Origin of the sequence: Pseudoxanthomonas sp. LjRoot125, from assembly GCF_964252705.1 — a bacterium.
In the GTDB taxonomy this organism is placed as follows: Bacteria; Pseudomonadota; Gammaproteobacteria; order Xanthomonadales; family Xanthomonadaceae; genus Pseudoxanthomonas_A.
The window spans coordinates 226,974-248,276 of sequence record NZ_CAXUOY020000001.1; the positions used below are offsets into that span (position 1 = coordinate 226,974).

Consider the following 21,303-nt stretch of genomic DNA (forward strand, 5'->3'; position numbering starts at 1 on the left):
ACGCCATGTCCGCCCTGTAGCAGGAAGCCTTGCGACAGACGAAGATCGCGTCGTTGGGGTTCGCAGGCGCATCCCGACCTATGAGCTGCGAGGTCAAGAATGACGGTGACGGGTTTTCTTCTGGCGGCCGGCGGGTTGGCGTGCGGCGCGGCGGTGCTGGCGTTCCTGCGCACCCGCACGGCACGGGCATGGCCCTCCGTGACGGCACGTGTCGAGGAAGTGCCACCCTCGTCGTTGTTCGAGGATTTCAGTCATCGCCAGTGGGTCGCCAACACCGACACGGACCATGTGCTTGTCTGGACCGTTGGCGGACAGGAGTACCGCAAGCGCGTAGAAGATCGCGCGGCGATCCAGGTCGTCGGCTTGAAACTGTGGCGCAGGGCGCCCCAGCTTGAAGAGATCGTCATCCGTTACGACCCACGGAACCCCGGTACGGGCCTCACGCCCGAAGACATCGGTGCGTGGCGGTGGCTGATGGCGATATCGGCTGCCTTCTTCGCGGCCGCCGCGTTCGTCCATCTCTTCTGACCTACCGACGCATCCATGCGCAGCGAGTGGCCTCGCCCGGAAACTTGCCCCATGATGGCCCCGTCTTCATCGCCCGGGGAGGGGCCATGTCCGAACTGAAACAGCGCTCGACCTTCGTCACCGTGCTGGCGTGGATCTTCATCGCGCTGTCGGGCTTCGGCGCGCTGATCGGGGTCCTGCAGAACCTCATGCTGCAGACCGTCTTGCGCAGCGCGGAGTTCGACCAGGCCATGCAGGCGGCGCCGGGGCAACCGGGCCTGCCACCGTTCGCGACTTTCCTGTTCGAAAATTTCCAGTGGTTCTTCCTGGCGGCCCTGCTGGCCAACGTGGTCATGCTGGTCGTCTCGATCGGCCTGCTGAAGCGCCGTAACTGGGCACGGCTGTGCTTCATCGGGTTGATGATCCTCAGCATCCTCTGGCAGGTGGCCGGGCTGGCCATCCAGGCCACGATGTTCTCGTTCGTGCACGACCAGTTCGCTGCGGCGCAAGCGCAAGGCGCGCCCGACATGACGCTGTTCTTCGTCGTGATGGCCGTGGTGTGCGTTGTCTTTGCGCTCGCGTTCGGCGCGCTGTTCGGCTGGATCGCATGGAAACTGGCGTCGAGGCCCATCGCGGCGGAGTTCGGTCGGTAACGTGCAACGCCCGGACCGTCGAAGCCCCTCCTTGGACATCGCGTGAGCATCTACGCGCAGGTCGCGTTGTGCATCGTCGGCATGTCCCTGTACTTCAATGCGGGGAAGATCGAAGCCCGCGGCGGTGGCCCTGACCATGCGGTCCTGTGGGCTGCGCTGTCGTTGATGACGTCGCTGGTCGCTTTCTGGGCCGGCGGCGGGTGGATCGCCTGGGCGCTGGCGCAGGTAGCGTTGCTCGCGGGCATCACCCTGGTCCGCGTTGGGCTCGACGGTCGCGGCGACTAGGCGTCAATGCGCCTGGCCGTCGGGCCGCGTACATTCCCTTGTCATGAACCGTATCCATGCAGGCGCACCATGAGATACCCCGGATTCCTGTTGGTCTGCCTGGCGGTCATCTCATCGACCGGGTGCTCGCGTCCGGCGCCTTCGCTTCCAGCCCAGCTCGTCGATATCCCGATGGCCCACAAGCCCCTGCTTCCGGAAACCGAAGCCGCTTGCTCCCTGGTCGGCGGATGGTGGGAGCGCCGCGGGCTGCCGCCCGGCGGGCCCTATGTCTGCGATTTCCCCGCACGCGATGCAAGAAAGATCTGCACGGACAATCGGCAATGCGAGGGCCGCTGCCTGGTGGCCGCCGACATCGCCACGGGCAGTCCTGCCATCGGCAGTTGCTCCGATTCGATCCGCACGTACGGGTGCTTCAAGCAGATCGAAGATGGCGTGGTCCGGCATGTCTGCGTGGATGGCACGTGACGGGTGACGGGGCCATTGCAGCATCCTGGACTCGATCTGACGACGCAGGACGGAATGCCGGGTCGCGCCCCGATCATCCATCGATCAGTGCGAGCACCCACCGCAGCATTGCCCGGCCTGGTGCCCGTGCGGTTCGCTTTCGCCGGCTTCGGCATGCTCGCCGGCTTCCTTGAGGATGGCGATCACGCGCTCGGTGGGCAGCGTGGTCATCACCATCAGGCGGCCGGTGCCGGTTTCGAGGCTGACTTCGGCTTCCGGATCCCAGGCGCGCAGGGCCTCGGTCATGGCCTGCTGGCGCTGCTCGGTGGGGGATGGAGTGGGGTCGGACATCGGGCTTCCTGTGGCGGACGTGGCGCGCATGCGCGGGTGGCAGGACTGTAGGGGCTCGGTGCGCGTTCGGCCTTGACCCGGATCAAGGCGACGCCGCCCACCGGATTGCGCTCGGCCTGACCCACGTCAAGGCGGTCGCCGGCCGGCGCGGGCACGCTGCCCGCATGAAGATCGACGTCGTTCCCCCACCCCGTTCCCGCGCTGCGCCGCCGTTGCCCGGACTCTCTCCCGCCTGGCTCGCGCATGCGCCGCACCGGCTGATGTTCTTCGTCGGCGCCGGCAACGTACTGCTGGCGATGCTCTGGTGGATGGCGTGGCTGGTGGCGACCCGCTGGGGCGTGTGGACGATGCCCGAGACGCCGATCTACGCCGGCTGGCTGCATGCGTTCCTGATGCAGTACCTGGTGCTGCCGAGTTTCATCTTCGGCTTCCTGCTGACGGTGTTTCCGCGCTGGATGGGCATGGCCGACCTGAAGCGCTGGCATTACGTGCCGGTCGGGCTCGGCCTGATGGGCGGGCAGCTGGCGATGTTGCTGGGCGTCGCCGGTTGGCAGGCGGGCCTGACCGTCGGCCTGTGGATGGCGCTGGCCGGCTGGAGCGCCGCGCTGCTGACGCTGGGCCGGCTGCTGGCCGACGACACGGCGAAGACCTGGCATGCGCGCTCCTGCTTCGCCGGGTTGCTGCTGGGCTGGCTGGGGCTGGTGATGTTCATCGCGTTCGCGCTGGGCGCGTCGCCGACGTGGGCATTCGCCAGCATCAAGCTCGGCGGTTTCGGCCTGTTGTTGCCGGTGTACGTGACGGTAGCGCACCGCATGTTCCCGTTCTTCGCCGGCAACGTGGTGCCGGGCTACGTGCCGTGGCGTTCGCTGCCATGGCTGGGCGCGGTGTGGGCGCTGCTGATGGCGCACCTCGGGCTGGAACTGATGCACGCGTACGCGTGGCTGTGGCTGGCCGACGTGCCGCTGCTGGTGCTGACGGCCTGGGCCGTGCATCGCTGGTGGCCGCGCGGGCGCATGCCGGGGCTGCTGGCGGTGTTGTTCATCGGCACCGCATGGTTGCCGATCACCTTCCTGCTGTACGTGGTGCAGAGCGTGACGTTTCTGGTGACGGATGACTTCGTGCTGGGTCGCGCACCGATGCATGCGATGTTCATCGGCTTCTTCGGCAGCCTGTTGGTGGCGATGGTCACGCGGGTGACGCAGGGCCATTCGGGACGCCCGTTGGTGATGCCGAAGGTGGCGTGGTTCGCCTTCGTCGCGATCCAGGTGGTCGCGGTGATGCGCATCGTCGCCGACCTCGCGCCGGATGCGATGGCGTGGCAGGCCGCAGCGGCGATGGGTTGGCTGGTCGCGTTGGCGCCATGGGTGTCAAGGATCGGCGGCATCTACCTGCGCCCGCGCGCGGACGGCCGGCCGGGATGAGCGCCATGATGACCTTCTACCCGGACATCAAGCTGGTCCACATGGGCGCGGCGATGAGCAGCGGCGCGCTGTTCGCGCTGCGCGCGCTCGCCCTGCTCGCTGGCATGCGCTGGCCACGCGCCGCGGCCGTGCGCTACCTGAGCTACAGCATCGACACCGTGTTGCTGACCGGCGCGATGATGCTGCTGACGATCCTGCCGGCGGGCCTGTTCGCCAACGGCTGGCTGCTGGCGAAGCTCGTGTTCCTCGTCGCGTATGTCGCGATCGGCATCGCGGCCTTCCGTCCTGCGCGCGGCAACGGTGCACGCGCCGTGCTGGTCGCCGCTGCCCTGCTGTGCTTCCTGCAGGTGTACGGCATCGCGCGCGCGCACGACCCGTGGGGCTGGCTGCTGTGGCTGGGAGGCTGACCGGCATGGAAACGGCGTTCGATACCGAATGGCTACCCGAGGCGTTCGCCGCGTGCGTCTGCTGCGTGCGCGAATCGCTCGATGCCGCGGGCGTATCGCTGGATTGCACACCGACGCGCGAGGCCGAGGAGCCCGACGCATGGCGCATGCCCTGACCCTGTTGCGCCTGGACCTGCGCACGCTCGCGGCCCCCGAGCCGATGGAGCGCATCCTCGACTGCCTGCGCACGTTGCAGCGCGGCGAGCGACTGGTGGCGCTGACGCCGCTGTATCCGGCGCCGTTGCTGCCGATCCTGGACCAGTGGGGATTCGCCTATCGCGTACGCGATGCCGACGCGGGCAGTGCCTGCATCGCGATCTGCCACGTCGCCGACCGGCACGCGCTGGAGCCCCCGCAAGCCGCATGAGCGGGCTCGCGTTCGCGCAGGCGCCACCGCCGTCCGTGCCGATGCGCTTCCTGGCCACCGCGTTGGCGTGGGGCGTCGTGGCGGGCGGCGGGTTGGCCTGGCACGGCGAGGCCGCACTGCTGTCGCGGTGGACGCCGGCGACGCTCGTGCTGGTGCACGTGTTCGCGCTCGGCCTGCTGGGCAACGCGATGCTGGGCAGCCTGGTGCAGTTCCTTCCCGTCGCGGCGGGCAGTCCGTTGCCCTGCGCGCGCCTCGTGCCGGCATTGCATGCCACGTTCAACCTTGGCCTGGCCTTGCTGCTGGCGACACTGGCGACTTCGTCGCATGTGTTGGCCGTGCCGGCGGCCGTGTTGCTGGGAGGATCGCTGGCGCTCTTCGCATCGCTGGCGCTGGTGGCCGTCGTGCGCGGGAGCGGCCTACGCGTCGTGCGCGAAGGCATCGGCCTGGCCGTGCTCGCGTTGTTGGCGACCACGCTGCTGGGCCTGGTGCTGCTGGCGGCCCGCACGGGCTGGCATGCGCCGGCGGCGCGGGGCGTGGTGGATATGCACGCGGCCTTCGGTGTGATCGGCTGGACGATGGGGCTGCTCGCGGCCGTCGGTACCGTGACGCTGCCGATGCTGCAGGGCACGCGCGCGCCGCCGCACCTTGCCTCGCGTGCCGGGCACATCGGATTGCTGCTGACGCTGGGTGTCGTTGCGGCGGTCCATCTCGGCGCGCTGCCAGCGGAGGCGGTCCGCCTCGCGGCGTGGCCACTCGTGGCGTTCGCGGTGGCGGTGTTCGTCCTGCAGGCACGCGCGCCGTACCGGCGCAACGCGATGTTGCGTGCGTTCTGGCAGTCGGGGTGTGCGGCATTGCTGCTGGCCGGGGTGCTGTCCGCAGGGCGGGGTGCATCGGTGATCGTGATCGGCACGCTGGTGCTCGGCGTGGGCCTGCCGCTGCTGGTGGTCGGCATGGCGATGGAGATCACCGGCTTCCTGACCTGGATCGCACTGCGCCAGCGCGTACCACGCGGTGTGCGCGTGCCAGGGGTGGGGCGCTTGTTCGACGAGGCGGCGAAGCGACGCGCCTTCGCCGCGCACGTCATCGCAGGCGCTCTGCTGGCGGCGGCGACGCTGGTGCCCGCGCTCGCACACATCGCTGGCGGCGCGTTGATGTTCGCCTATGCGGTGAGCCTGCAGGCGCTCTGGCGTTGCTGGCGGTTGTCCGTCACGTGGCAGGCCCACGATCCCGGCTGATCCGCCGGGATCGCGTGCGTGCGGCTCAGTAACGCAGGTTGAGCTTCACCCAGGCGGTGCGGCCGGGTTCGTTGATGCGCACGGGATCGGCCGGGTAGCCGAACGCGCTGTTGCCGCCAAGGTTGAGATGCTCGCTGTAGGCGCGATCGAACAGGTTGTCGATGCCGGCGGTCAGTTGCAGGCGGTCATTGAAGCGATAGCCGCTGTTGACGGAGAACACCGCGAAGCCCGCGCTCGGCCCGAGGTCGCGGCCGACGATGTTGCCCTGGCTGGTGCTGACACGCTCCTGCGCGGCCGCCACGCGCCACAGTGCGCCCCACGACCACGGCCCGCGTTCATGGCTGACCGAGAAGCGCGCCTCCAGCGGTGGCATCTGTGGCAGCGCCGTGCCGGTGTCGCGCACCGCGCCCCACGCGTAGGACGCGGCGCCCGACAGCTTCCAGCCTTGCGCGGGACGCCAGTCGATGCCGGCTTCGCCGCCGCGGATGTCGGCATCCACGTTGTGCGCGCGCGTGCTGCTGCCCATCATCCCGGCCGAATAGTCGAACAGGATGAAATCCTGCACGCGTCCGGCGTACAGCGATGCCCACGCATCGATCTTCGCGCCTTTGAACTGCAGGCCGATATCCAGCTGCGTCGTGCGCTCGGGCTGCACGCCGGCGAAGGCGTTCGGCGCGCCGACCGGACCGCGCGTGGGCGAGAACAGCTCCCAGTAGTCGGGCATGCGCTGCGTGTGGCCCAGGCCGGCGTAGGCACCCCAGCGGCCGCCCAGGTCGTACTCGTAGCGCACGAACGCGCTGGGCAGCGATTCCTTGCGCGTCATGCCGGCGGTGGGATTGGGCATCGGCATCATGCCGCCGGTGGTCGCGCGCAGGTCCTGCGCTTCGGCGCGATCGAGGCGCACGCCGCTCATCAGGTGATGCGTGTCGGTGATGTGCCAGTGCGATTCGGCGAACGCGCCCCAGCTCTGGAACTTCGCGTCCACCTGCCAGGGCAGGGCGAGGTAGGCGCCGCGTCCGCTGGCGCTGCGCTGGCGGTGCCGGCTGTCGCGCAGGTCCAGGCCGGTGGTCACTTCCCAGCGACCGGACTGCCAGGTGGTGGCGACGCGGCCACCGCGCGTGCGGTGCGCCACGTTGCTGGCCATCGGCATCGGCATGCTGCTGGTGGGGTCGGGATCGCGCAGGCTGTAGTTGTCCATCACGTGGTCCACGTCGTTCTGGTAGACGTTGGCGACCACGGCATCCAGCACGCCGCCGATGTGCTTCTTCTCGAAGCGCAGGCCCAGGCTGTCGCGACGGAACTGCGCGCCGTCCATGCCGCGACCGGCGTAGCGCGCCTGCGCATCGCCGATGCCGGCGCTGAGTTCCAGCACGGTGTCCTCGTCCGGCGTCCAGCCGAGGGCGGCGTCGGCGTTCCACTTCTTCCAGGCGGACGGCACGCGGTCGCCGTTGCCGTCCTCGTAGTCCTCGGCCTCGGAGCGGTTGGCCGACAGGCGCGCATAGCCGCGCGGCGTGCCGGCGCTGATGTCGAGCACCTGGTCGTTGCGGCCGTGGCTTCCGGCCAGCACGCTGCCCGAAGCCTGCACGCCGGGTTCGGCGAAGTACGGAATCTCGCGCTCGAAGCGCACCGTGCCGGCCGATGCACCGCCGCCCCACAGCACCGTCTGCGGCCCCTTGATGACGACCAGCCGGTCGTAGGTTTCCGGGGCGATATAGGACAGCGCGTTATCCATGCGCGCGGGGCATGCGCCGCTCATCGCGCCATCGTTCGTCATCAGGTTGATGCGCGAACCGAACATGCCGCGCAGCACCGGATCACCATTGGTGCCGCCGCTGCGCAGCGTGGAGAAGCCGGGAATGGTCTTCAGGTAATCGGCACCGTCGCTGGCCGGCACCGGCTGGCGCGGCAGCTTGGGATCGGTGATGACGGTGGTGGCCATTGCGGGCGCCACGCCGACCACGACGACATCGTCCAGCGTGGTCACCGGAAGCGCGTCGGCATGCGCGCCGGCGTGGGCGTCCTGCGCGTGGGCAGGGGTGTGGGCGAGCGCGCCGATCAGGGCGACGGCAAGCAGGTTGCGGTTCATGGCGCAGGGCTCCTCGTGGGATGCACGCATTGTCCGGATGCAGCCTGGAGTGCAGATGCGACACGGTGTCGCAGGCGGTCGCGCGCTTGACTTTGGTCAAGCACCCGCGCGAATCCACGCGATCGGCAGGCGTCGATTGATCCAGATCAACGTCGTTGGGCGTGCGCATTTCCACCATGGCCACACACCCACCGACGACCGATCAAGGAACCGCCATGAAACGCCTGCACACCTCCCTGCTTGCCTGCGCCCTCGCCGCCTTGCTCGCCGGCCCCGCCCTCGCAGGCGGTCCCGGCGGCAAGATCACGCCTGCCGGCGAAACGATCCACGCCGTGCTGACGGCGCCGCCGATGGTGCCACCGCCGCTGACGCGCAAGACGCCCGCCCACGTCGTCGTCGATCTCGAGATGATCGAGAAGGACATGCGCATGGCCGACGGCGTGACCTACAACTTCTGGACGTTCGGCGGCACCGTGCCGGGCAGCTTCATCCGCGTGCGCAAGGGCGACACGGTGGAGTTCAAGCTGAAGAACCGCCACGACTCGCACATGTCGCACAACATCGACCTGCATGCCGTCACCGGCCAGGGCGGCGGCGCGGAAGCCACGTTCACCCTGCCGGGCAAGGAAACGCAGTTCTCGTTCAAGGCCTTGAACCCCGGCCTGTACATCTACCACTGCGCGATGGCGCCGGTAGGCATGCACATCGCCAACGGCATGTACGGCCTGATCCTGGTGGAGCCGGAGGAAGGCCTGCCGCCGGTCGACAAGGAGTTCTATGTGGTGCAGGGCGACTTCTACACCGAAGGCGCGTACGGCGAACCAGGCCTGCAGCCCTTCAGTCTGGAAAAGGCGATCGACGAGCACCCGACCTACGTGGTGTTCAACGGCTCGGTGGATGCGCTGCAGGGCGACAACGCGCTGAAGGCCAAGGCCGGCGAGACGATCCGCATGTTCGTCGGCAATGGCGGGCCGAACCTGGTCTCCAGTTTCCACGTGATCGGCGAGATCTTCGACAAGGTCTGGACCGAGGGCGGCAGCAAGTACCAGGAGAACGTGCAGACCACGCTGATTCCGGCGGGCGGTTCGGCGATGGTCGAGTTCAAGGCGGACGTGCCGGGCAACTTCGTGCTGGTGGACCACAGCATCTTCCGCACGTTCCACAAGGGCTCGCTGGGCATCCTGAAGGTGGAGGGCGACAAGAACCCCGACATCTACACGGGCCAGCAGCACGACATCGAGTACCCCGAAGCCAAGCCCGCGGGCAGCAAGTGAGGCACGGATGAAACGGACGCTGCCCTCGACCGCCACGCTTCTCCTGCTCGCCCTGGCGTCGGCGCTCGCCGTCGCCGGCGATGCAGGCAGCGGCTACCGGTGGATCGAGGGTGGCGACTTTCGTTCTTCGGTACGTTTCGAAGAGACCACCCGCGTGGTGCGGGTGGCCTCGTTCTCGCTCATGGAACGCCCCGTCAGCAACCGCGCATTCGCCGCGTTCGTCGCCCGCCAGCCGCAATGGCGGCGCGATCGCATCCCCGCCGTGTTCGCCAGCCCGGGCTATCTCGGCCAGTGGGCGACGGCAGAGGCGCCTGGTCCATCGCTGGATCCCTATGCACCGGTCGTGCACGTCAACTGGTATGCCGCCGACGCTTATTGCCGCGCGCAGCAGGCGCGGTTGCCGCGCTTCATCGAATGGGAATACGCAGCGGCGGCCGACGCCACGCGCCGCGACGCGCGCCACGATGCTGCGTGGCGGATGCGCCAGGTCAACGACGGCACGCCGCACGCCATCGATGCGGGGCCCGACGCGCCCGCGAATGCTTACGGCATCCACGGCCTGCACGGCGCGCATTGGGAGTGGAGCGAGGACGTCGCCTCGCTGCTGGGCGACGGCGACCGCCGCGGCCAGCAGGACGGCGACGCGTTGCGCTACTGCGGCGCGACCGCCATGAGCTTCAACGATCCCGGCGACTACGGCGTGGTGAAGCGCTTCGTGCTGCTGTCCGCGCTGCAACCCGACGCCACGCTGGGCAACCTCGGCTTCCGCTGTGCAAGGAGCACGCCATGAAGATCGCTTCCCTGTTTCTCTCCACCCTGCTGGTGGTCGCCGCGCCGCTGCACGCGCAGTCGCTGCCTGGCGATTCGGTCTACCACCTGCAAGCCGGCACGCAGGACGCGGACGGTGCGCCCGTGGCCTGGGCGTCGCTGCGCGGACAGCCGCGGCTGGTGTCGATGTTCTACACGAACTGCCACCTGATGTGCCCGCTGATCATCGAGAACGCCAAGAGCGCGCAGAAGCAGCTGTCGGCGGCCGAACGCAAGAAGCTGGGCATCGTCATGCTCAGCCTGGACCCGGCGCGTGATACGCCGGCGGCGATGCGCGAGGTCGCGCAGCGCCATCGTGTTCCGCAGGGCTGGCAGTTCCTGACACCGGACAACAACGATGTCCGCGCGATCGCCAGCGTGCTGGACGTGCGCTACCGCTTCCGCGACGACGGCAGCATCAACCACACCAGTGTGCTGGTGCTGCTCGACGCCGAGGGCCGGGTGCGCGCCCGCAGCGAAGTGACCGGCGCTGCCGCCGACCCCGCCTTCCTGATCCAGATCAAGGCGCTGCTCGCCGAGCCGTGATGACATGGCACCCACACCCCTCCCGATCCTGCTTTTCCCTCCAAGGAGCCACACCATGAAACTCTCCCGCACCTTCGCCACCATCGCCCTGCTCAGCGCTGCCGGCATGGCCCAGGCGGCCGGCAACTGCACCGTCAGCCTGAAGGGCGATGACGCGATGAAGTTCGACCTGAAGGAGGCCACCGTCTCCGCCAGCTGCCCCACCATCACCATCGAGCTGACCCACAGCGGCAAGCTGCCGGTGACCGCGATGGGCCACAACGTGGTCGTGTCGAAGACCGCCGACCTGGCCGGCGTCGCGCGTGACGGCATGAAGGCCGGCGCGGCCGGCGCCTATGTGCAGGCAAGCGATGCCCGTGTGATCGCGCATACGTCGCTGGTCGGGGGCGGCCAGAAGACGAAGATCACCTTCCCCGGCAAGAAGCTCACCGCCGGCGGCGACTACAGCTTCTTCTGCAGCTTCCCCGGTCACTCCACGCTGATGAAGGGCAAGCTGGTCGTCACCAAGTAAGCCGACCCGATGCGCCGCCCCAGGGCGGCGCATCCGCTTCAGGAGCCTTGCGATGGAATACGTCATCCGCGTGGGCGAGCGACCGGTCGATCTCGCCATCCTGGCGCACCACCTGCTGGACCTCGACCCCGCCATGCTCGTCGATCGCGACGTGGTCACCGGACACCTGCGCTGCTCGACCAGCGCGCTCGCCGTTGAGTTGTTGCTCGCGTTCTCGCACGCCGGCTACCGGCTCGTTCCCGACGACATCGTGCGCATGCCTTCGGTGTGCTGCGGGGGCTGCAGCGGATGACGCGGGGTGTGCAACGCACCTGCCAAAAGTTCCCATGACCATGGGTTAATTCATGTACTGGTCAGTTTGATATTCAGGGCTTGTTGTGAGGTGGAGCGGATACTGCGCCCACCGTCGCAATGCATCGCGACGGACACACAACAACAAACAGAAAGGCGTTCCCCATGAAGAAGTCCTTGCTTGCCCTGACCCTGCTGGCTGCTGCTCCCTTCGCTGCTTCGGCCGCGGAAGGCGTGTCCTACAACTACGTCGAAGGTGGCTACACCGCGACCAACCTGAGCGACGGTCTTCCGGACGCCGATGGTTGGGGCGCGAAGGGTTCGGTCGCCATCGCCCCGAACTTCCACCTGTTCGGCGAATACACCACGCAGGAGTTCGACAACACCAACGTCGACCTCGACAACTACAAGTTCGGCGTGGGCTACAACCATGAGATCAGCCAGCGCATCGACCTGCTGACCCGCGTGGCCTACGAGCGCTACAAGGTGCCGGGCGACCACCTGAACGGCTACAGCGCCGAAGTCGGTATCCGTGGCGCGATCGCGCCGAAGTTCGAAGGCTTCGCCACCGTCGGTTACGAAGACGGCAGCGACTTCGATGGCGACTACTACGGCCGTCTTGGCGCGCAGGTGAAGTTCAACCAGAACTGGGGCCTGAGCGGCGACGTCAAGTTCGCCGACAACGACACCCAGTGGTTCGTCGGCCCGCGTTTCACCTGGTAATACGCAGTACCGCTCCCCGCGACGCGTCCCTCTCTCCCCGCGTCGCACCCAGCCCGGCCCTTGTGGCCGGGCTTTTTTGTGTGCGCCAAAAAAAGCCCGGCGGTGAGGCCGGGCTTTCATTGCATGCAGCGGATCACTTGAACAGCGTTTCCGGATATTCCGGTTTCTGTTCCCGCGACAGCAGCTGCTGCAGGCCATCGCGCGGGGTGAGGTCGCCATGCAGCACGGCGCGCACCGCGCTGGAGATCGGCAGATCGATGCCGTGGCGGTCGGCCTGGCGCATCACTTCATCCGCCGTCTGCACCGACTCGACCACCTGGCCGATCTCACGCACCGCGTCCTGCAGCGACTGGCCGCGGCCGAGGGCCAGGCCCAGGCGACGGTTGCGCGACAGGTCGCCGGTACACGTCAGCACGAGGTCGCCCAGACCGGCCAGACCCATCAGCGTTTCCGGCTTGGCGCCGATCGCGGCCGACAGGCGCAGCATCTCGTTGAGGCCGCGGGTGATCAGGCCGGCGCGCGCATTGAGGCCCAGCTGCATGCCATCGGCGACGCCGGTGGCCACGGCCAACACGTTCTTCATCGCACCGCCGAGTTCGGCACCCACCATGTCGTCGCCGGTGTAGGCGCGAAAGGCGGGGCCATGCATCACGTCGGCCACTTCCTGCGCGAACACGGGATCGGCGCCATGCACGGTCACCGCGGTGGGCAGGCCCAGCGCGACTTCCTTGGCGAACGACGGGCCCGTGACAACGGCCAACGGCACGCCGGGGCCGAGGATGTCTTCGGCGACTTCGTGCAGGAAACGGCCGGAACCGGTCTCGAAGCCCTTCGTCGCCCACGCCACGCCGGCACCGGCCGGACGCAGCGGCGCCAGCTTGTGCAGCGTTTCAGTAAAGGCGTGCGAGGGCACCACGACCAGCACCTGGTCGACCCCTTCGAGCGAGGTCGCCAAGTCGGTGGTCGCCCGCAGCGTGAGGGGCAGCGGGATACCGGGCAGGTAGCGGGTGTTCTCGTGCTGCGCGTTGATCGCGTCGGCGACGACCGCGTCGCGGCCCCACAAGGTGACCGCGTGGCCATGCCGCGCCATCAGCGCGGCAAGCGCCGTGCCCCAGGAACCGGCCCCTAGCACCGCGATCTTCAGCGGTGCATCTGATCGCAGATCAGTCATCCGTCACCCCTGTGCGAAGCGTCGCCGCCCTGACGGGATTGTCCATCACGGATCAGGCGTTGCCGGCGGGTTCCGAGCTGGCCAGGCCGGCGTCGCCACCCTGCGCAGCGCGCTGGCGCAGCGATTCGGCGTACAGCGCCTCGAAGTTGATCGGCTGCAGGAAGAACGGCGGGAAACCACCAGCCTGCACCAGGTCGCTGACGATCTGGCGCACGTACGGGAACAGGATGTTCGGGCACTGCGTGCCGAGCAGCACATCCACGGCCTGCGGGTCCAGGCCCATCAAGCCGAAGATGCCGGCCTGCTGCACTTCCGCCACGTAGGCGGTCTTGTCGCCGGCCTTGCAGGTCAGGGTCACGCCCAGGACGACTTCGAAGGCGTTCTCGCCCAGGCGCTGCACGCGCTGGTTGAGGTTGAGCTGCAGCTCGGGCTGGGCGGCCTCGGTGTAGATCGCCGGCGCACCGGGCACTTCGAAGGAAACGTCCTTGACGTAGATCTTCTCGACAGTGAAGGCAGGGCCAGCGGCTTCGGCGGACGCGATCGCGCCGTTGGTGGTCTCGTCGGACATTTCGAACTCCGGAATTTCGGGATTGATACGGTGAATGGGAGATTATGGCATGGCGTCGGAGGCGGCCCGGTTCAAGGGGCGGTTCCGGCCAGGCGGGCTCAGCGGCCCTTGACCAGCGGCAGGTCGGCCTGCTGCCAGGCAGCAACGCCGCCATCGAGCCAGTAGACCTTCTCGAAGCCGGCCTTCTTCAGGCGCTTGGCGGCCGCGGCGGAAGCCTGCCCGTTGCGGCAGACCAGCACCACCGGCTGGGACTTGGCCCCGGCCAGCAGTTTGTTTTCGGGGTCGAAACTGCTCGGCAGCACGTTGCGGCTGCCGGCGATGTGGCCCTTCTCGAAATCGTTGCTGGCCGACAGGTCCACCACCAGGGCGTTCTCGCTGTTGACCAGTTGGGTCAGCTCGGCCGGGCGCAACGCCTTGTAGCCGCGGAACAGGCGCGAAATCTCCGTGTAGACGATCGCGACCGTCAGGCCGACCAGCGAAAGCGACAGGATCTGGTTGAAGGGCGAACGGGTGGCAAAAGCCAGGATTTCTTCGAAATTCACAGGGTTGGCGACCGTGGAGCGGGCGGCGATTGTCGCACAGGACGCCCGCGCGGGCGCCGGGCCGCTACTGGCCCTTCCACAGGTCCGGCAACCCCACCACCAGCCACCAACGCTTGGCCTCGGGGTCCCAGCGCCAGCGCTCGATGTAGCGTTCGGTCCGTTCGGCCATGGTGTGCTTGTTGATCACCCGCAACTCCACGGCGCGTTCGACCGTGCCATCGGGCCCGCCACGGGTCGACAGGTCTCGATAGCCGGAAATCTGGACCTGCTGGTAGCGCTCGAATTCCAGGTCGCTCATCGGATGCTCGTCGCGATAGGCGGGATCGACCGCCTTCCAGGCGTTCTCGAAGTCTCCCCATCGGATCGATGCCGCATAGGCATCCTGCACGCCCTGCAACTTGCCGCGCTGCATCCGGCTCTGTGCGCCGGCTGGGGCGAACATCGCCAGCAGGCCCAGGACCAACAGTATTCTCGTGATCGACCGCATGGCGCCCCCTCCCGTTCTTGACCGCATGCTACCGCTTCGCGATGGCGACGAACCGCCCGCTCAGCGTGGTGGCCAGTCCACCTTCAGGCAGCAGCACCTTCGCCTCGACCTGGATGCGCGCACGCCCCCGCTGCACGAGCGTGTCGATGAAGGTGTCCCAGGACTGTCCTTCGGCGGACATCGCCTCGGCGACGAGATCGCCATACAGGGGCGCGAGGTAACGGATCTGGCTGTCCGCCACGTAGACCTCCGCCTTCAGGCCCGCAAGCCGCAGCTTCAATGTGACCAGGCCCCAGCCCGCGACCGTCATCAGCGACGTCAGGCTGCCGCCGAAGGCGTTGCCCTTGTCGTTGACGTTGGCCGACAGCGGCGCGACCAGGCACAAGGCATCGCCACGCATGCCCTCCACGTCGACCCGCATGGCCGCCACGGGCGGCATGCCTTGGCAGTACTCACGCAGTTCCTGCAGGGCTTCTTCCAGGCTCATCACTCATAATCCGCGCATGGGACATCCAACGCCGCCGGCATGGTACGTCATCTCGCTGCGGCCCCAGGGCGGCCACGACGCGCTGCGTCTCGCTGCCCGCCGGCATGGCGCGGGACTGCTGGCGCTGTCGCCGTGGCGCATCCAGCCCTGCGACGATCCCGCCACGCGCGGAGCGCTGGAGAAAGCGCTCGCATGCCCGCTCGTCATGTTCACCAGTCCGGCAGCGGTCTCGGCCGCGCAGGCATTGGCGTCGCTGCAGACGCAGCGGGGCAATACCTGGCTGGCCGTCGGCGCGGGGACCGCGGGCGCGTTGCGACGCGTCGGCATACCCGCCACCTCGCCGCACCGGATGGACAGCGAAGGCCTGCTCGCGCTGCCGGCGCTGCAGGACATCCGGGGCATCGACATCGGCTTCGTCACCGCCCCCGACGGACGCAACCTGCTGGTGCCGACACTGCAGGCGCGCGGCGCGCAGGTGCATCGCGCCGAGGTCTACCGGCGCGAGCCGCTGGCGCTCCCCCCACGCGCACTGACCGCGCTCGCTGCGCTCGACCGCCCGGCCTGCCTGCTGTTGAGCAGCGCCGGCGCGCTGGAACGCGTACTCGCACAACTGCCGCCAGCGGCGGCGGCACGCTTTCTGACGGCGAGCGTGGTGGCCGCCAGCGCGCGCCTGGCCGAGGCCGCGCGCGCAGCGGGATTCGGCGACGTGGTGCAGGCCGACGGCCCGCGTCCGGCACAGCTGATGAAGAGCGCGTCGACCGTCATGGGCCCCCGCATCCGTTAGCATCTGCGGCAGCCATCACGGTTCTGCCTGTCTCCAAGGATGCTTTCGTGAACGACGCGTCGCCCTCTCCGCCCCGCACCATCGGCTCGCGTCGCCTTGTCGTCGCGTTGCTCGTGCTGATCGTGGCCGGCATCGGCGCGTGGCGCGGCTGGGCCTGGTGGCAGGCGCGTTCCGCGCAGGAACGCACGGCGGCCTCGGAGGCCTCGCTGCGGCTCGATGCATTGGAAGCGCGCGCCGAAGCCTTGCGCCGCGACCAGCGCGCACAGGCCCAGCGCCTGCTCGACGCCGCGGCGACCAATCGCGTGTTGCGCGATGAGGTGCTCGGCCTGGGCCAACGCGGCGCATTGCTGGAGGAGAGCGTCGCCAAGCTCTCCGACCCGAACCGCCATGGCGCCCAGGCGCTGCGGCTGGACGAAGTCGAACTGCTGTTGTCTCAGGGCGCCCAGCGCCTGGACATCGCCCGCGACCTGGCAGGCGCGAAGCGCGCGTATGCACTGGCCGCCGGGGCGCTGGACGGCATCGACGACCATCGCCTGCTGAACCTCAAGCAGGCACTGGCGCAGGAACGGATCGCGCTGGATGCCCTGGGCGCCGGCACGCAGGCCGAAGGCGCCGCGCGGCTGGACGCCTTCGTGAAGGCGTTGGCGACCCTGCCTCGTGATGCGCACGCTGCCGCGGGCGGCGACACCCGCGCCCGTCCGGCCTGGCAACGTGTCCTCGCGCCGCTCGTCGACGTGCGTCCGACCCGTGACACCACGTTGATCGCGCCGGCGGAGCGCACGGCCGCGGATGCCGCATTGCAGATCGAGATCAGCCTGGCCCGCGCTGCCCTGGAACGCGAAGACGACGCCGCTTATCGCGCTGCGCTGGATCGCATCGGCACCTGGTTGCCCCGCTTGTGGCCGGACTCATCGGCACTCCGGCAGGTGCGCGGCCAGCTGCATGCGTTGCGTCAGGCACCTGCCCCCACGCCACCCGCCGTGATGGGCACGACGCTGCAGCAGCTGCGCGCGCTGCGCAATGCAGGCGTGCGCCTGCGACTGCCGCCTGCGCCCGAGGCGGCGCCGGAATCTCCGGAGGTGTCCCCATGAAATCGTTCCGCACCGTGATCCTGTTGCTGGCGCTCGTGCTGCTGGGCACGCTCGCGGCGCAATGGATGGCCGGCACCGACCGAGACCTGGGGGAGGTGTTCATCCGCTTCGCCGGTTACGACCTGCATACCAACGTACCGCGCGCAGCGCTGACGCTGCTGTTGGCGGCCGCCCTCGCATGGCTGGCGTGGCATCTGCTGTCGCTACCGTTCCGCGCGTGGGGACGCCACCGCCGCAAGCAGGCGCGTGCGCGCCTGATCGAAGGCCTGGATGCCTTGCACGCAGGGCAGTGGTCGAAGTCGGGCAAGCTGCTGGAACGCGCCGCCGAGGACGACGAGGTCGGCACCGTCGCACGCATCGGCGCCGTCCAGGCCGCAGCCGCGCAGGGCGACGACGACGCTCTGCAGCGCCACCTCGCTGCGTTGCGCGAGCGCTCGTCGGTGACGCATGCACTGACGGCCGCACAGCTCGCCATCGCGGCCGGCCGTCCGAAGGAGGCGCTCGACTTGCTGGATGCCCCGTCGGTACAGCCGCTGCCGCCGCGCGGCCTGGCGCTGCGCGCGCAGGCGCTCGCGGACACCGCGCGCGCCAACGAAGCCTACGGACTGCTCGGCGCGCTGAAGCAACAACAGGCCTTGGCGCCGGCCGCGTTCGATGTGCTGGAACAGCGCCTCGCCGCGCAGACGCTGCATGAAGCCTCCGATGCCAACGCATTGGCCGAGCGTTGGGAGACGCTCACCAAGGCGCTGCGCCTGCAGCCCGCCGTGGTCGCGGCGTATGCCGAACGCGCGGCCGCGTTGCGCTGGGAAGATGCGGCGACACGCAGCATCGAACAGGCCCTCGAAGCGCGCTGGGACGACGGCCTGGCCGCGCTCTACGGGCGCCTGCCCATCGGCAAACTCGATTCACGCCGCGCCAGCGCTCAACACTGGCTGCAGGCGCACCCGGCGAGCCCGGCGCTGCTGCTGACGCTGGGCCGTCTGACCCGCCTGCAGGGCCAGTGGGCGCAAGCGCAAGACTTCCTGCACCGCGCGATCGCGCAAGGCGCTAGCGCCGAGGCCTGGGAAGAACTCGGCCACGGCTTCAGCGCCGCGGGCGACGCCGCGCAGGCGCAGCAGTGCTACGCCAACGCGCTGAAGGCCACGCGCGCAGAGGCGCCCGTCGTGCTGCCCGGACGCGACCTCAGGCAGACGATCCACGACGAAGCTGTCGTCGAAGAGCGCGACGCGCACGGATTGCCGCGCCTGCGCGACTGAGCCCGGGTTCACGCGGCAGGACGCGGGTGCTTTGCGCGCCAACGGCGCCATCCCAGCACGGCCGCCAGCAACACCAGCCACAAGGGCCACATCGCCGCCAGGGCAACGACGATGTCCAGCGCGGCCCGCCAGCCGACCGCCAGGGATTCACCGAGGCGGGAGAAGAAGCCGGGCCCGTTGTCGCGGAACACTGCATCCACGTCCACCCGTTCGGCGCGGCGCACCTGTGCATCCTGGCGCAGCGACAAGGTGATGGTGCTGAAGGCCACGCGGTCCTCGAATTCCTTCTGCGCGATCAGGGCTTCATCGCGCGTGGCGCGCGCTGCACCGCGCGACTGGATCGCATCGGTCTTGTCGCCGAGCTTGCCGCCCGCCTGGACGGCGTCGCCGAGTTCGCGCTGCTCGTCCTGCGCGCGTTGGCTGGCCAGCTGCTGGCGCAACAGGTCGAACTGCGCGTCGCGCGCGTTGAACGTGCGCTGGTCCAAGAACTCCATCTGCGCCGCCACGGCCCGCAGGAAGGCCTGCGTCCGCTCGCTCGGCACGCGCACGGTCAAGGCGCCCTGCAGGCTGTACTCGGTCAACTCCAGGCGCTTGCCTTCGCCGAGCGGGCGGCTCAGCACGCGCTGCACCTGCGAGGTGATGTCGTTGTCGACGACGAAGCCGCCTTGCGAGGCCACCTCGTCCTCGATCGCCAGCGCGGTGCGATACACGTCCTTCACCTGGAACTGCGCTTGCGCGGTGCGGATGAAGCGACGCTGCGGATCGACCTGGGTCGCCACATCGGAGGCCATCTGCGAGGGATCGACCCCCGGCCCCTGCGTTGGTGGTTCCAGGTTCTTCTGCGGCGCCGCTGCCGCGGCATAGTCACCCGAGGCCGCTTCCGCCATCGCCGGCGCGGCAGGCGCATCGGCTGCGCGGGAGGCGGCGACGTCGGCCTCCGGCGCTTCGTGCCTGCTGCAGGAAACGACGAGGATCGAGAAGGCCAACAGCGGAACGACGCGGTACATCCTGTGCAGGCGCATGGAAACTCCGGGGCAGCATGGCAGTGGCCGGCGGTACCGGCCCGATTACCAACGCCTGGCACGGCCCACCGGGGTTGGACGACATCATTCCATGTCCGGATCGGTCACCGCGAGAGGGCGCGCGTGGCGTGCCTGGTGCGTGTGACAATCGGGTCGCCTGCCCTTCGGTGATCCGTGATGACCCGACTCCTGCGCGCCGCGTTCCTCTTCGTCCTGCTGGCCGCCGGCGCCACGCACGCCAAGACGCCGGTCGCCACCGGTACCGGAGGCGCAGCGGCCACGATCAGCGACCCCGCCACGCAATCCGCGATGGCGATCCTCGACCGGGGCGGCAATGCGATCGATGCCGCGGTCGCCGCCGCCGCGACGCTCGGGGTGACGGATCCTTTCAGCTGCGGCATCGGCGGCGGCGGCTTCATGCTGGTCTACCTGGCCAAGGAGAAGCGCGTGGTCGCCCTCGACCATCGCGAGACCGCGCCCGCCGCGGTGACGCCTGCCCTCTTCATCGAGAACGGCCGCGAAATGGACTTCGACGCCGCGGTCGCCAGCGGACTGTCCGTCGGCGTACCCGGCACCGTGCGTGGCTGGCACGAGGCGCTGCGCCGCTACGGCACGATGTCGTTCGAACAGGTGCTGGCGCCCGCGATCTCCGTGGCGGAGCAGGGCTTCCTCGTCGACGCGAATTTCTCCGCGCTGGTTGCGCGGAACGAAGGCAAATTCAATCGCTTCCCCGCCACCGCCGCGCTGTATCTGCGGAACGGCAAGGCGCTTCCGACGGGGACGACACTGCGCAATCCCGACCTCGCACGGACCTATCGGCTGCTGGCGCGCGAGGGCGTGGAGGCGTTCTACGAAGGTCCACTCGCGCGCGCGATCGTCGATGCCGTGAATCGACCCCCGACGACCGATGGCGTGTCGGTACGCGGCGGCCGCATGACGCTGGCGGACCTCGCCGATTACGAAGCCCGCCTGCGTGCACCGGTCCGCTCGAGCTACCGCGGCTACGACCTGTACGGCATGCCGTTGCCGAGCAGCGGCGGCGTGACCGTGTTCGAAGCGCTGAACATCCTCGAAGGGTACGACTTGAAATCGCTGCCGCGCACGCAGGTCGAGCACCTTTATCTGGAAGCGAGCCGTCTCGCCTTCGCCGATCGCGATGCGTACCTGGCCGATCCCGAATTCGTGGACGCGCCCGTCGCAGGCCTGCTGAGCAAGGACTATGCGGCGCAGCGGCGCGCGTTGATCGATCCGGATCGTGCGGCCACCAGCGCCGTCGTCGCCGGTGACCCGTTCGGTTTCCAGCAGGACCCCAGTTATCCGCTGCGGCCCGCGGCAGCGCGCGCGCTGCAACCGGAGGGCACGCATACCACGCACCTGACCGTGTCAGACAAGGACGGCAACATCGTCGCCTATACCTTCACCATCGAAGACTGGGGCGGCAGCGGCATCGTGGTGCCGGGTTACGGCTTCCTGCTCAACAACGAGTTGACCGACTTCGATTTCACCGCGCCGCATCCGAACATTCCCGAGGCCGGCAAGCGTCCGCGCAGCAGCATGACGCCGACGATCGCGCTGAAGGACGGCAAGCCCGCGTTCTCGGTCGGCAGTCCCGGCGGCTCCACCATCATCACCACGGTGTTGCAGACGATCGTCAACTACGTCGACCTCGGCATGCGGATGGACCAGGCGATCGACGCGCCGCGGCTGTCGCAGCGCAACGGCCGGGCGACGGACATCGAACCCGGTTACGCAGACAGTGCCGAGGCGAAGGCGCTCGAGCAGCGCGGGCAAGGCTGGTCAGCGGTCCCGGAGGAAATCGGCGCCGCCAACGCGTTGGTGTTCAATCCGGATGGCACGGTGACCGCCGTGAGCGAAGGCCACCGGCACGGCGTGGGCAGTGCCAAGGTGCAGGCACCGGCGCACTAGCGGGACCGGCGCAACGCGACCG

The 21,303-nt window shown here is 68.8% G+C and carries 27 protein-coding genes; 19 read left to right on the plus strand and 8 right to left on the minus strand.

Annotated elements, in window-relative coordinates:
- The first annotated feature begins 105 nt into the window (after positions 1-105).
- The 4 genes from ACSION_RS01030 to ACSION_RS01045 all read left to right on the plus strand — a co-directional run bounded on the left by ACSION_RS01030 (position 106) and on the right by ACSION_RS01045 (position 1,910).
- Positions 106-528 (plus strand): hypothetical protein, encoded by a 423-nt coding sequence (locus ACSION_RS01030; RefSeq protein WP_435304465.1) that lies wholly within the window; start codon positions 106-108, stop codon positions 526-528.
- 86 nt (positions 529-614) lie between these two features.
- A complete protein-coding gene (locus tag ACSION_RS01035; RefSeq protein ID WP_435304466.1) occupies positions 615-1,160 on the plus strand; it encodes a hypothetical protein in 546 nt (181 codons plus the stop codon).
- Between the two features lie 42 nt (positions 1,161-1,202).
- Positions 1,203-1,445 carry a hypothetical protein gene (locus ACSION_RS01040; protein ID WP_435304467.1) on the plus strand — a complete coding sequence of 81 codons (243 nt, stop codon included), beginning with the start codon at positions 1,203-1,205 and terminating at the stop codon, positions 1,443-1,445.
- Between the two features lie 171 nt (positions 1,446-1,616).
- The gene (locus tag ACSION_RS01045; RefSeq protein ID WP_435304468.1) at positions 1,617-1,910 is read left to right on the plus strand and encodes a hypothetical protein; all 294 of its coding nucleotides are present in this window, start codon (positions 1,617-1,619) and stop codon (positions 1,908-1,910) included.
- Between the two features lie 84 nt (positions 1,911-1,994).
- On the opposite strand, the gene ACSION_RS01050 is transcribed toward ACSION_RS01045, so the two are convergent.
- Positions 1,995-2,240 carry a hypothetical protein gene (locus ACSION_RS01050; protein WP_435304469.1) on the minus strand — a complete coding sequence of 82 codons (246 nt, stop codon included), beginning with the start codon at positions 2,238-2,240 and terminating at the stop codon, positions 1,995-1,997.
- Between the two features lie 164 nt (positions 2,241-2,404).
- Between ACSION_RS01050 and ACSION_RS01055 the strand changes: the two genes are divergently transcribed.
- The 5 genes from ACSION_RS01055 to ACSION_RS01075 are packed head-to-tail and all read left to right on the plus strand — an operon-like array spanning position 2,405 to position 5,709.
- Positions 2,405-3,661, plus strand: coding sequence for an NnrS family protein (locus ACSION_RS01055; RefSeq protein ID WP_435304470.1), 1,257 nt, complete (start codon positions 2,405-2,407; stop codon positions 3,659-3,661).
- A 5-nt stretch (positions 3,662-3,666) separates the two neighbouring features.
- Positions 3,667-4,068, plus strand: coding sequence for a SirB2 family protein (locus tag ACSION_RS01060; RefSeq protein WP_435304471.1), 402 nt, complete (start codon positions 3,667-3,669; stop codon positions 4,066-4,068).
- Positions 4,069-4,073: 5 nt separating this feature from the next.
- Entirely contained in the window at positions 4,074-4,223 is a 150-nt protein-coding gene (locus tag ACSION_RS01065; RefSeq protein ID WP_435304472.1) for a hypothetical protein, read from the plus strand.
- Positions 4,208-4,474 (plus strand): DUF2249 domain-containing protein, encoded by a 267-nt coding sequence (locus ACSION_RS01070; RefSeq protein ID WP_435304473.1) that lies wholly within the window; start codon positions 4,208-4,210, stop codon positions 4,472-4,474. The genes ACSION_RS01065 and ACSION_RS01070 overlap by 16 nt, the downstream gene beginning before the upstream one ends.
- On the plus strand, positions 4,471-5,709 hold the full coding sequence (locus ACSION_RS01075; protein ID WP_435304474.1) for a hypothetical protein: 1,239 nt from the start codon (positions 4,471-4,473) through the stop codon (positions 5,707-5,709). Before ACSION_RS01070 ends, ACSION_RS01075 begins: the two co-directional genes overlap by 4 nt.
- Before the next feature lie 25 nt (positions 5,710-5,734).
- On the opposite strand, the gene ACSION_RS01080 is transcribed toward ACSION_RS01075, so the two are convergent.
- Positions 5,735-7,795 carry a TonB-dependent copper receptor gene (locus ACSION_RS01080; RefSeq protein WP_435304475.1) on the minus strand — a complete coding sequence of 687 codons (2,061 nt, stop codon included), beginning with the start codon at positions 7,793-7,795 and terminating at the stop codon, positions 5,735-5,737.
- 215 nt (positions 7,796-8,010) lie between these two features.
- On the opposite strand from ACSION_RS01080, the gene nirK reads away from it, so the two are divergent.
- The 6 genes from nirK (at position 8,011) to ACSION_RS01110 (ending at position 11,947) form a co-directional block, all read left to right on the plus strand.
- The gene (gene nirK / locus ACSION_RS01085) at positions 8,011-9,069 is read left to right on the plus strand and encodes a copper-containing nitrite reductase (protein WP_093488867.1); all 1,059 of its coding nucleotides are present in this window, start codon (positions 8,011-8,013) and stop codon (positions 9,067-9,069) included.
- 7 nt (positions 9,070-9,076) lie between these two features.
- Positions 9,077-9,859 (plus strand): formylglycine-generating enzyme family protein, encoded by a 783-nt coding sequence (locus tag ACSION_RS01090; RefSeq protein ID WP_435304476.1) that lies wholly within the window; start codon positions 9,077-9,079, stop codon positions 9,857-9,859.
- Complete coding sequence (locus ACSION_RS01095) at positions 9,856-10,422, plus strand: SCO family protein (protein ID WP_435304477.1); 567 nt, start codon at positions 9,856-9,858, stop codon at positions 10,420-10,422. Before ACSION_RS01090 ends, ACSION_RS01095 begins: the two co-directional genes overlap by 4 nt.
- A 55-nt stretch (positions 10,423-10,477) precedes the next feature.
- Entirely contained in the window at positions 10,478-10,933 is a 456-nt protein-coding gene (azu, locus tag ACSION_RS01100; RefSeq protein ID WP_056880081.1) for an azurin, read from the plus strand.
- A gap of 52 nt (positions 10,934-10,985) precedes the next feature.
- A complete protein-coding gene (locus tag ACSION_RS01105; RefSeq protein WP_093488872.1) occupies positions 10,986-11,225 on the plus strand; it encodes a hypothetical protein in 240 nt (79 codons plus the stop codon).
- Positions 11,226-11,389: 164 nt separating this feature from the next.
- Positions 11,390-11,947, plus strand: a complete 558-nt coding sequence (locus ACSION_RS01110; RefSeq protein ID WP_093488874.1) for an outer membrane beta-barrel protein — start codon at positions 11,390-11,392, stop codon at positions 11,945-11,947.
- A gap of 133 nt (positions 11,948-12,080) precedes the next feature.
- Here ACSION_RS01110 and ACSION_RS01115 read toward each other — a convergent pair whose 3' ends face one another.
- The 5 genes from ACSION_RS01115 to ACSION_RS01135 all read right to left on the minus strand — a co-directional run bounded on the left by ACSION_RS01115 (position 12,081) and on the right by ACSION_RS01135 (position 15,202).
- Positions 12,081-13,118, minus strand: coding sequence for an NAD(P)H-dependent glycerol-3-phosphate dehydrogenase (locus tag ACSION_RS01115; protein WP_435304478.1), 1,038 nt, complete (start codon positions 13,116-13,118; stop codon positions 12,081-12,083).
- 52 nt (positions 13,119-13,170) lie between these two features.
- A complete protein-coding gene (gene secB, locus ACSION_RS01120) occupies positions 13,171-13,686 on the minus strand; it encodes a protein-export chaperone SecB (protein ID WP_435304479.1) in 516 nt (171 codons plus the stop codon).
- Between the two features lie 98 nt (positions 13,687-13,784).
- Positions 13,785-14,228: a rhodanese-like domain-containing protein gene (locus ACSION_RS01125; RefSeq protein ID WP_093488880.1), complete on the minus strand. Its 444-nt coding sequence runs from the start codon at positions 14,226-14,228 to the stop codon at positions 13,785-13,787.
- Between the two features lie 64 nt (positions 14,229-14,292).
- Positions 14,293-14,715: a hypothetical protein gene (locus tag ACSION_RS01130; RefSeq protein WP_435304480.1), complete on the minus strand. Its 423-nt coding sequence runs from the start codon at positions 14,713-14,715 to the stop codon at positions 14,293-14,295.
- 28 nt (positions 14,716-14,743) lie between these two features.
- Positions 14,744-15,202, minus strand: coding sequence for a YiiD C-terminal domain-containing protein (locus ACSION_RS01135; RefSeq protein ID WP_435304481.1), 459 nt, complete (start codon positions 15,200-15,202; stop codon positions 14,744-14,746).
- Between the two features lie 16 nt (positions 15,203-15,218).
- Here ACSION_RS01135 and ACSION_RS01140 point away from each other — a divergent pair, with 16 nt between their 5' ends.
- From ACSION_RS01140 to ACSION_RS01150, 3 genes are read left to right on the plus strand one after another with little or no spacing between them, the layout of a single operon-like run.
- The gene (locus ACSION_RS01140; RefSeq protein ID WP_435304482.1) at positions 15,219-15,986 is read left to right on the plus strand and encodes a uroporphyrinogen-III synthase; all 768 of its coding nucleotides are present in this window, start codon (positions 15,219-15,221) and stop codon (positions 15,984-15,986) included.
- Between the two features lie 47 nt (positions 15,987-16,033).
- Positions 16,034-17,077 (plus strand): uroporphyrinogen-III C-methyltransferase, encoded by a 1,044-nt coding sequence (locus ACSION_RS01145; RefSeq protein ID WP_435304483.1) that lies wholly within the window; start codon positions 16,034-16,036, stop codon positions 17,075-17,077.
- The gene (locus ACSION_RS01150; RefSeq protein WP_435304484.1) at positions 17,074-18,333 is read left to right on the plus strand and encodes a heme biosynthesis protein HemY; all 1,260 of its coding nucleotides are present in this window, start codon (positions 17,074-17,076) and stop codon (positions 18,331-18,333) included. The genes ACSION_RS01145 and ACSION_RS01150 overlap by 4 nt, the downstream gene beginning before the upstream one ends.
- An 8-nt stretch (positions 18,334-18,341) precedes the next feature.
- Here the strand turns inward: ACSION_RS01150 and ACSION_RS01155 are convergent, their stop codons facing one another.
- A complete protein-coding gene (locus ACSION_RS01155) occupies positions 18,342-19,355 on the minus strand; it encodes a DUF4349 domain-containing protein (RefSeq protein WP_435304485.1) in 1,014 nt (337 codons plus the stop codon).
- A gap of 177 nt (positions 19,356-19,532) precedes the next feature.
- Between ACSION_RS01155 and ggt the strand changes: the two genes are divergently transcribed.
- Positions 19,533-21,281 (plus strand): gamma-glutamyltransferase, encoded by a 1,749-nt coding sequence (ggt, locus tag ACSION_RS01160; RefSeq protein WP_435304486.1) that lies wholly within the window; start codon positions 19,533-19,535, stop codon positions 21,279-21,281.
- Positions 21,282-21,303: the final 22 nt, after the last annotated feature.